Origin of the sequence: Pseudomonas sp. 22515, assembly GCF_052044625.1 — a bacterium.
Classification (GTDB): domain Bacteria; phylum Pseudomonadota; class Gammaproteobacteria; order Pseudomonadales; family Pseudomonadaceae; genus Aquipseudomonas; species Aquipseudomonas alloputida.
Genome location: NZ_JBQENN010000056.1, coordinates 1 through 8,664, shown reverse-complemented (window position 1 = coordinate 8,664; position 8,664 = coordinate 1). Strand labels below are relative to the sequence as shown.

Genomic DNA, 8,664 nt, shown 5'->3' with positions numbered 1-8,664 from the left:
GAGGCCTGCTCTTCGACGCTGTAGTTGACGTCGACCTGGTCGTCGGTGCCAGGCACCTGCGGGGTCTCGACGTTGACTTCCTTGAAGAAGCCCAGGCGCTCCAGGCGGGTCTTGGACTGGTCGATCAGGTAGGTCGACGCCCAGCCACCTTCCATCTGGCGCATTTCGCGACGCAGCACTTCGTCTTCGGTCTTGGTGTTGCCGCGGTAGTTGATGCGGTTGACGTAGGCACGCTTGCCCGGGTCGACCACGAACATGATGTCGACGGTGTGGTCCTGGTCGTTTGGTTGCGGCACGCCGTTGACGTTGGCGAAGGTGTAGCCTTCGTTACCCAGGCGGCGGGTGATCAGCTCGGACGTGGTGGTCATCACCTTGCGCGAGAACACCTGGCCCGGCTGCACCAGCAGCAACGACTTGACCTGGTCTTCCGGCACCTTGAGGTCACCGGACAGCTTCACGTCGCGAACGGTGTATTTCTCGCCTTCGTTGATGTTGACGGTGATGTAGACGTGCTTCTTGTCCGGCGTGATGGACACCTGGGTGGAGGCGATGTCCATGTTGATGTAGCCGCGGTCCAGGTAGTAGGAACGCAGGCGCTCCAGGTCACCGGAGAGTTTTTCACGGGCGTACTTGTCGTCGTTCTTGAAGAACGACAGCCAGTTGGTGGTCTTCAGCTCGAACAGCTGCCCCAGGGTCTCATCATCGAATACGTTGTTGCCCACGATGTTGATGTGCTGGATGGCGGCGACGGTGCCTTCGTTGATCTTGATCTTCAGTGCCACTCGGTTGCGCGGCTGCGGCACCACCTCGGCGTCGACCTCGGCCGAGTAGCGCCCTTGGGCCACGTACTGGCGCTGCAGCTCATTACGCACACCTTCGAGGGTGGCACGCTGGAAGATCTCGCCTTCGGCCAGGCCCGATTGTTTCAGGCCCTTCATCAGGTCTTCGGTGCTGATCGCCTTGTTGCCTTCAATCTCGATGCTCGACACCGACGGGCGCTCGACCACGTTGATGATCAGCACATTGCCATCGCGGCTCAACTGGATGTCCTGGAAGAACCCGGTCTTGAACAAGGAACGAGTCGAGTCCACCAGGCGGCGGTCGTCGGCCTGGTCGCCAACGTTCAGCGGCAAGGCACCGAACACACTGCCAGCGGAAACCCGCTGCAGGCCGTTGACGCGAATGTCGGCGATCCTGAACGGTGAGGCCTGGGCCAGCGTGGCTTTCAGCAGCAGGATGGAGAGCAACAGGCGCGGGTAGTTCATCGGGGGTTCCAGACAAGCGGATTTGGAGGGAGGCGAGCGCGGGCAACCCGCAAGCAGCGGGCGATGAGGATACGGGCGGGCTGTGTACGGCGCGGTTAGCCGAGGGTAAAGATGTGTAAAGTCCGACCGGCCGGCGGTGACAGTGCCGGCGCGTAGGGCGATCATTACCCCCCCTGCAATTGCGATATCTGGCCCTGATGATCCCTGTGCTGCTGGTCGACGACGACCGCGAACTGACCGAAATGCTCTCTTTGTACCTGGCGCGCGAAGGCTTCCAGGCAACGGCCGTGGACACCGGCGAAGAAGGCGAGGCCCAGGCGTTGTCCGGTGACTTCCAGGTGGTGGTGCTGGACGTCATGCTGCCCGGCATTTCGGGCATCGAAGTGTTACGCCGCGTGCGCGCGCGCAGCCAGGTGCCGGTACTGCTGCTGACGGCCCGTGGCGACAACATCGACCGCATCGCCGGCCTGGAGCTGGGTGCCGACGACTATGTACCCAAGCCCAGCTCTCCTGGCGAGCTGGTGGCGCGCCTGCGGGCGATACTGCGCCGCGTGAAGCCACACCTGATGGGTGAAACCAGCGCGCCCGAGGTACCTGAACAGGTACGCAGCGGTGCATTGAAAATGTGGCCGGGGCGGCGCGAGGCACGCTGGGGCGCAGCCACGCTGGAATTGACCGGCTCCGAGTTCAGCCTGCTCGAAGCCCTGGCGCGCCAGGCCGGTCAGCTGGTCAGCAAGCAGGACCTGTCGCTCAATGCCCTGGGCCGGCCGCTGACCCGTTATGACCGACGCATCGACGTGCACGTCAGCAGCATCCGGCAAAAACTTGGCCCGCGTGCCGATGGCAGCAGCTGGATCCAGAGCGTGCGCGGCATGGGCTACATGCTGATCGTCGAATGATGCGCCGGCGTCTGTTCTGGAAGCTGTTCCTGGCGTTCTGGCTGGCCAACACCCTGACCTTCCTGGTGGGGGCGGGGGCCTTCATGCTCAATGAACTGCGCGGCGATACCCCCGGGCTGCGTTCGCTGCTGGCCACCGAGCTGCAATTGCTCGAACGGTATGGCGAGCGGGCCGGCCGCCAGTTGCTGGACGTGTCGCCACAGCCGCAGGATGTGCAAGTAGGCCTTTACGACGATCAAGGCCGCTTGCTGGCTGGCCAAACGGTGCACGTGGCGCGTTTCGAGCAGGCACTGCTCGACCGTGACGGCCGCCCGCTGGTGCTGCGCGCTTCGGTGGCCACCCGTGTCGGTATGGCACCGCGCCCACGCAACCTTGGCCCGTTCGTGACTGGGGCGGTGATGAGCGCGCTGTTCGCGCTGTTGTGCAGCTTTTACCTGACCCGGCCGCTGACCTGGCTGCGCGAGGCCATGGGCCAGGTTGCCCAAGGCCGTTTTGATGTGCGGGTCAGGCCGCGGCTGGGCAAGCGCCGTGACGAAATCGTCGACCTGGCCGAGGACTGTGACCGCATGGCCGGCCAGCTCAAGGCCCTGGTGCAGGCCCAGCAGAACCTGCTGCATGATATTTCCCATGAGCTGCGCTCACCGCTTACCCGCATGCATGCCGCCATCGGCCTGATGCGCCAGCAACCCGACCGGCCCGACATGCTGGAGCGGGTCGAGCGCGAGTCGCGGCGCATGGACGACCTGATCGAGCAACTGCTGACCCTGGCCCGTGCCCAGTCCCGTCAAGGCAACAATGACTTCGCCAGCGTGGATGTGGTCGAACTGCTGGCGCAGATCGTCGAGGATGCCCGTTTCGAGGCAGGCATGAAGCAGTGCCAGGTGTCCTTGCTGGCTCAGGGCGCGTTTCTCATGCATGGCCATGAAGAGCTCCTGTACCGGGCTTTCGAGAACGTCATCCGCAATGCCGTGCGCTACACCAAGCCCGGCACGGCGGTATTGGTGGAGGCCGCACCGGCACCAGGTGGGCAATGGTTGCAGGTGTGCGTCAGCGACCATGGCCCGGGCGTCGACCCGGCGCGCCTGCAGCGCATCTTCGAACCGTTCGACCGTGGCACCGACAGCAGCGACGGCTTCGGCCTGGGGCTGGCGATCGCCCAGCGTGCCATCGCCTTGCACGGTGGCAGCATCACCGCGCTGGCCGCCGCCACAGGGGGCTTGCGGGTGCGCATCGAACTGCCGCAAGCCATTGCTACTTGAAGCCGGTGACCGCGTGGGGAACGTAAGGGGCCTGCAAGCGCGCCACCTCGTCCTCGCTCAGCTGCAGTGACAGTGCGCCCAGGGCATCGTCCAGGTGGGCGGGCTTCGAGGCGCCGACGATAGGGGCGCTAACGCCGGCCCTACCCAGCACCCAGGCCAGCGCAACCTGGGCCATCGGCACCCCCCGTTCGCTGGCGATCTGCTCGACCACATCGATTACCCGGCCGTCCTCCACCTCGGTCTTTTCATAGAACGACTGCCCGGACACATCGGTGCGCGTGCGCTGGGTTTGCTGCCCCTGCGGTCGTGTCAGGCGGCCGCGCGCCATCGGGCTCCAGGGCATCAGGCCGACGCCTTGATCCAGGCATAGCGGGATCATCTCTCGCTCTTCTTCGCGGTAGATCAGGTTGAGGTAGTTCTGCATCGACACGAAGCGGCTCCAGCCATGGCTGGCGGCTACCTGCTGCGCCTTGGCAAACTGCCAGGCATACATCGACGATGCACCGATGTAGCGCGCCTTGCCGGCCTTGACCACATCATGCAGAGCTTCCATTGTTTCCTCGATGGGGGTGTGGTAGTCCCAGCGGTGGATCTGGTAAAGGTCGACGTAGTCTGTGCCCAGGCGGCTGAGGCTGGCGTCGATGTTGGCCATGATCGCCTTGCGTGACAAGCCTTGCTCATTGGGCCGGCTGGCGCCTTCCCACATGTTGGCAGGGAAGAACACCTTGGTGGCGATCACGGTTTCTTCGCGGCGGGTAAACTCCTTCAGGAGTTTGCCGAGGATGATTTCCGAGGTGCCGGCGGAATAGCTGTTGGCAGTGTCGAAGAAGTTGATGCCTTGCTCGACGGCATGGCGAATGATCGGCCGGCTGGCGTCTTCGCCCAAGGTCCAGGGATGAGTGCCGGCGTCGGGTTCACCGAAGGTCATGCAGCCCAGGCACAGCCTTGAAATGTCCAGCCCAGTGCTACCCAGCTTTACGTACTGCATCGTCGTCTCCTTCAAGGGCGTGAGTGATGGAGTTAGCCTAACGCGGGCAGGGTTGTGCGAAAATTCCGTATTGATGCATGCGCCATCTGCAAGAATTCACAAGCGTAGCAGCGGCCGCACCTGTTGCTGAAGGAAGTCGGTAACCGCCTTGATCCGCGGTGTGGCGCGCACGTCTTCATGCACGGCCAGCCAGATTTCGATGCTCATGGTCTGTTGGGCGCTGCCTGCTTCTTTCAGACCGTGTTCCTGTGCCATGAACGCGGGCAGGCAGGCGATGCCGATGCCGCCGGCACAGGCTTGGGCCTGGATGCGCAGGTCATTGCTGTGCAATGCGAACGGCTGCTGGCCGGCCTGGAGGTTGAGCCATTGCTGTTGTGGGGAACGGGCCTGAGACTCGTCGTAGCCGATGTAGCGCCTGACCGTTGCGCTGGCCAGGTAACCGGGCGAGGCATACAGCCGGTAATCCAGGTGCCCCAGCAGGCTGACCACCAGAGTTGGCTCTGTCGGCCTGGCCAGGGCGATGCTGATGTCAGCTTCGCGGCGGACCAAGGATGCCTTGGATTTGCTGCCTACCAGCTTCAGGCGCAGCTGTGGGTAGCGCTGGTACAGCTCGCCCAGGCGCCGGGCAACGATGCTGCCCAGCAGCGCCGGTGGTGCCGAGAGCACCACTTCGCCTTCCACTGTCTGTTGGCCGGCGCTGGCGAAATGTGCCAGGGCAAAAGAGGACATGGCCATCTGCTCGGCGAGTTCCGCAACACGTTGGCCTTCGTGGGTGAGGGCATAGGCGCGGGGACGTCGGTCGACCAGCTTGAGCTTGAGCGAAGCTTCGAGCGAGGCGATGCGCCGGGCCACGGTGGCGTGGTCGACACCCAGGGTCTTGGCAGCGGCCGACAGCGAGCCGGCCGAGCTGAAGGCGGAGAAATGGCGCAGGTCTTCCCAATCGAACATGAATGACTCGGCAGTGGCGGGTGCATAAAGGGGTAGGGTAACCCTTTATGACCCTGCCGGCTTCAATGCCCGCCTTTCATCCGCCGCGCCACCAGGTAGATGCCCAGGCCAACCAGCGCAGTCGCGGCGCCGATGTACCCGGTGCTGGTCCAGCCCATGCCGGCAGTGATCGCCATGCCTCCCAGCCATGGCCCCAGGGCATTGGCCAGGTTGAACGCCGCATGGTTCGACGCCGCTGCCAGGCTAGGTGCCTCATGGGCAATGTCCATGAGGCGGATCTGTAGCGGTGCCGCCAGCGCGATCATGGTGCCCACCAGGCCGATGCCCAGCAGCAGGCTCCACAGCGCCTGGGCGGCGAAGGTAAAGAACAGCAGCACGGCGACCGACCACATCAGTACCAAGCCCACGGCGCGGAACTGCAGGCGGTCGAACAGCTTGCCGCCAGCGATGTTGCCGACGATACCGCCCACGCCGAACGCCGCCAGACCAAACGGAATCCACTGTGGCGACACCTGGGTCACGTGCAGCATGGTCGGTGCCAGGTAGCTGAACACGCAGAACATGCCGGCAAAACCGATCGAAGCGATGGCCAGCGCCATCCATACCTGTGGGAGGGCAAAGGCCTGTAGCTCCTTGCGCGGGTCGCTGCGTGTTTCGTCGTGGCGCTGGGGCACGAAACGCCAGACCAGGGCGATGGTGCACAGGGCGATCGCGCCGACCAGCACGAATGCCGAACGCCAACCGAAGTACTGGCCCAGGAAGGTGGCAACCGGGTTGCCGAGCAACATGGCCAAGGTCAGGCCCATCATTACCCGGGCAACCGCCCCCGCGCGCTGATCCTTGGCGACCATGCTCGAGGCGACCACTGCGGCAATGCCGAAGTAGGCGCCGTGGGGCAGGCCGCTGATGAAACGAAATGTGACCAGGCCACCGAACGAGGGGGCAAAGGCCGTGGCCAGGTTGCCCACGGCATACAGCAGCATCAACAGCAGCAGCATGTGCTTGCGCAACAGTTTGGCACCGAGAATGGCCAGTGTCGGTGCGCCAACCATCACCCCCAGCGCATACGCGCTGATGGCATGGCCCACCTGCGGCTCGCTCAACTGCAAATTGCTGGCAATGTCGGGCATCAGGCCCATGATGGCGAATTCGCCGGTGCCGATGGCAAAGCTGCCCAGTGCCATGGCGGCTTCCATCTTGGCGACGGTGTGTTTACTGGGGAGCGGGGGGCGTTCCTGGACTGACATTTGTATCCCTATTGAAACATGCTGAAACGTTCAAGGCGGGATAATAGTCAATCGATGGCTGCAACGTCGAGGATGCTGCCCCGTCTGCCGCGACGTTGCAGCCCGTTTCCTGCTCAGTGCGGGCGCGCTTGCTACGCCCCTGGCTGAAGTGACGGGACCCTGTGGCAGCGGGTACGCCTGCTCTTTTAGACTGCGGGCGGTGACGCGCCAACGCTCGGCAAACGGTGAGTACACGCGCCACACATTCGGTTCACAAGGACAACTGCAATGTCAGATACCCCGCGCAACCCGCTGCTTATCGATGGGGCCGTCGGCCAGATCGAGCTGTTGATCGACTACCCCGACGGACCACCCAAAGGGCTGGTGCTGGTCAGCCATCCGCAACCGCTGCTGGGCGGTAGCCCACGGCATATCGTGCCACTGACCCTGGCACGGCAGCTGCGCGCAGCCGGCTGGCAAGTGGTACGGCCGAGCTTTCGTGGGGTGGGGCAGACGCAAGGCGCGCACGACCAGGGCATCGGTGAAGCCGAGGATTGCATCGCGGTCATCCGTCACTTCAACCAGCAACAGCCCGAGCTGCCGGTAGCGCTGGTCGGGTTTTCCTTTGGGGCCTACGTGTTCGCCCGGGTTGCCTGTGCGCTGGAAGGGCAGTTGCAGGCAGTCGCATTGATGGGGCTGCCGGTGGGGGATGTACCGGGAGGGCGCTATTACGAGCCATTGCCGCTGCCTGGGGATTGCCTGTTACTCCATGGTGAACAGGATGAAATGGCACCGCTGGCCAACCTGCTGCAATGGGCTGGCCCTGAGCAACGGGCAGTGTCGGTATACGCCGGTGCCAATCACTTTTTCAAAGGCTGCCTGGGGCGTGCTGCGGAGCAGGTGATTGCTCATCTCGCCCAGAAGACTGGCCCTCACCGCTCCAGGTAATGCGTCTGTGCAGCAAAGTCGATGAACCGCTTGCTGGCCAGCGACAGGTATTCCCCCGAGCGCCAGCACAAGCGGAAACTCATCTGCTGTGCTGGCCGGAACGGCACGCCGACGATGCCTGGCGTGCGTTGCTGCACCGAGCGCAGCAGGGTCGCCACCCCCATGTTGTCCAGCGCGGCCTGCACCACCAGCGAGACGAAGTTGCTCTGTAGCGCCACCTGGTAAGTGATGCCATGTTCGGCGAAGAACGCATCCAGAAGATGGCGTTGAACGAAGGTGCGATCGAACACCACCATGTCGGTATTGCGCAGGTCTTCGGCGGTGAGGTAGGCCTTACCGGCATAGGGGTGATCCGGGTGCATGCACGCCAGCATCTCGTCGCTGCCCAGCAGGATCGACTCCTTATCCGGCGGTACACGCCGGGACTCCAGCAGCGCCAGGTCGATTTCCCGTTGCTCCAGGCGATGGCCAATGTCTTCGGCACTGCCTTCGAACACGGTCATGGCAATGCCCGGGTACGACTTGCGGAAGGCGTTCATCAACCCGGGGACGTAGTGCAGGCCGAACATCGGCGGGATACCCAGGCGCAATTCGCCGCGCTTGAGGTCGGCCATGTCGCGCAGTTCTTGCCGGGCAACGTCCATTTCGCGCAGGGCAGAGGCAATGCGCGGCAAGAACTGCTCGCCTTCTGCCGTGAGGATCACTTTGCGTGTGGTGCGGTTGAACAGGGTTACCCCCAGTTCTTCTTCCAGCCGGGTGACGGCCATGCTCAGCGCGGGCTGGGCGATGTGCAGGTGCTGCGCGGCCTTGGTGAAGCTGCCTTGCCGGACGATTTCGACACAGCAGCGCAATGCCTTGAGGTTCATTGAGGGGTGCTACCTTTCATGCGAGATGCATTCATAACGAACTGTGATGCTAAGCATCATAACAATATATTTATTATTATTAACCAGAGGGCCTACGATGCGCGCCACTGAGACATCCTGCAACATCTCAGTCACGCAGCTTAATAAATCTGCAATCCCACAAAGATTTTGAGGTAGTACCCCAAATGGCCAAGGCCGCCGATGTCGTTGTGCAATGCCTGGAAAACGAAGGTGTCGAGTATGTATTCGGCATTCCCGGTGAGGA

Annotated in this window: 9 protein-coding genes; 4 read left to right on the top strand and 5 right to left on the bottom strand. The window is 63.2% G+C overall.

The features are described from left to right. Positions 1-1,265 (bottom strand): outer membrane protein assembly factor BamA (bamA, locus tag ACTJJN_RS26715; RefSeq protein WP_440781779.1); only part of this gene is annotated, 1,265 nt, incomplete at its 3' end. Positions 1,266-1,462: 197 nt separating this feature from the next. On the opposite strand from bamA, the gene ACTJJN_RS26710 reads away from it, so the two are divergent. Further along, a complete protein-coding gene (locus ACTJJN_RS26710) occupies positions 1,463-2,164 on the top strand; it encodes a response regulator transcription factor (RefSeq protein ID WP_088513134.1) in 702 nt (233 codons plus the stop codon). Beyond that, positions 2,161-3,423 (top strand): HAMP domain-containing sensor histidine kinase, encoded by a 1,263-nt coding sequence (locus ACTJJN_RS26705; RefSeq protein WP_088513135.1) that lies wholly within the window; start codon positions 2,161-2,163, stop codon positions 3,421-3,423. Before ACTJJN_RS26710 ends, ACTJJN_RS26705 begins: the two co-directional genes overlap by 4 nt. Here ACTJJN_RS26705 and ACTJJN_RS26700 read toward each other — a convergent pair. The 3 genes from ACTJJN_RS26700 to ACTJJN_RS26690 form a co-directional block, all read right to left on the bottom strand. Beyond that, positions 3,416-4,411, bottom strand: coding sequence for an aldo/keto reductase (locus tag ACTJJN_RS26700; protein ID WP_221101205.1), 996 nt, complete (start codon positions 4,409-4,411; stop codon positions 3,416-3,418). The two genes, ACTJJN_RS26705 and ACTJJN_RS26700, sit on opposite strands and share 8 nt — an antisense overlap. Positions 4,412-4,507: 96 nt before the next feature. Continuing rightward, complete coding sequence (locus ACTJJN_RS26695) at positions 4,508-5,359, bottom strand: LysR family transcriptional regulator (RefSeq protein ID WP_004374928.1); 852 nt, start codon at positions 5,357-5,359, stop codon at positions 4,508-4,510. 62 nt (positions 5,360-5,421) lie between these two features. Further along, positions 5,422-6,606, bottom strand: coding sequence for an MFS transporter (locus ACTJJN_RS26690; RefSeq protein ID WP_033725485.1), 1,185 nt, complete (start codon positions 6,604-6,606; stop codon positions 5,422-5,424). 267 nt (positions 6,607-6,873) lie between these two features. Between ACTJJN_RS26690 and ACTJJN_RS26685 the strand changes: the two genes are divergently transcribed. Next, complete coding sequence (locus tag ACTJJN_RS26685) at positions 6,874-7,533, top strand: alpha/beta hydrolase (protein WP_012052225.1); 660 nt, start codon at positions 6,874-6,876, stop codon at positions 7,531-7,533. On the opposite strand, the gene ACTJJN_RS26680 is transcribed toward ACTJJN_RS26685, so the two are convergent. Then, positions 7,518-8,399, bottom strand: coding sequence for a LysR family transcriptional regulator (locus ACTJJN_RS26680; RefSeq protein ID WP_440781777.1), 882 nt, complete (start codon positions 8,397-8,399; stop codon positions 7,518-7,520). The two genes, ACTJJN_RS26685 and ACTJJN_RS26680, sit on opposite strands and share 16 nt — an antisense overlap. Before the next feature lie 185 nt (positions 8,400-8,584). On the opposite strand from ACTJJN_RS26680, the gene ACTJJN_RS26675 reads away from it, so the two are divergent. Next, the coding region (locus tag ACTJJN_RS26675) for a hypothetical protein (protein WP_373446728.1) at positions 8,585-8,664 on the top strand (80 nt) is incomplete at its 3' end.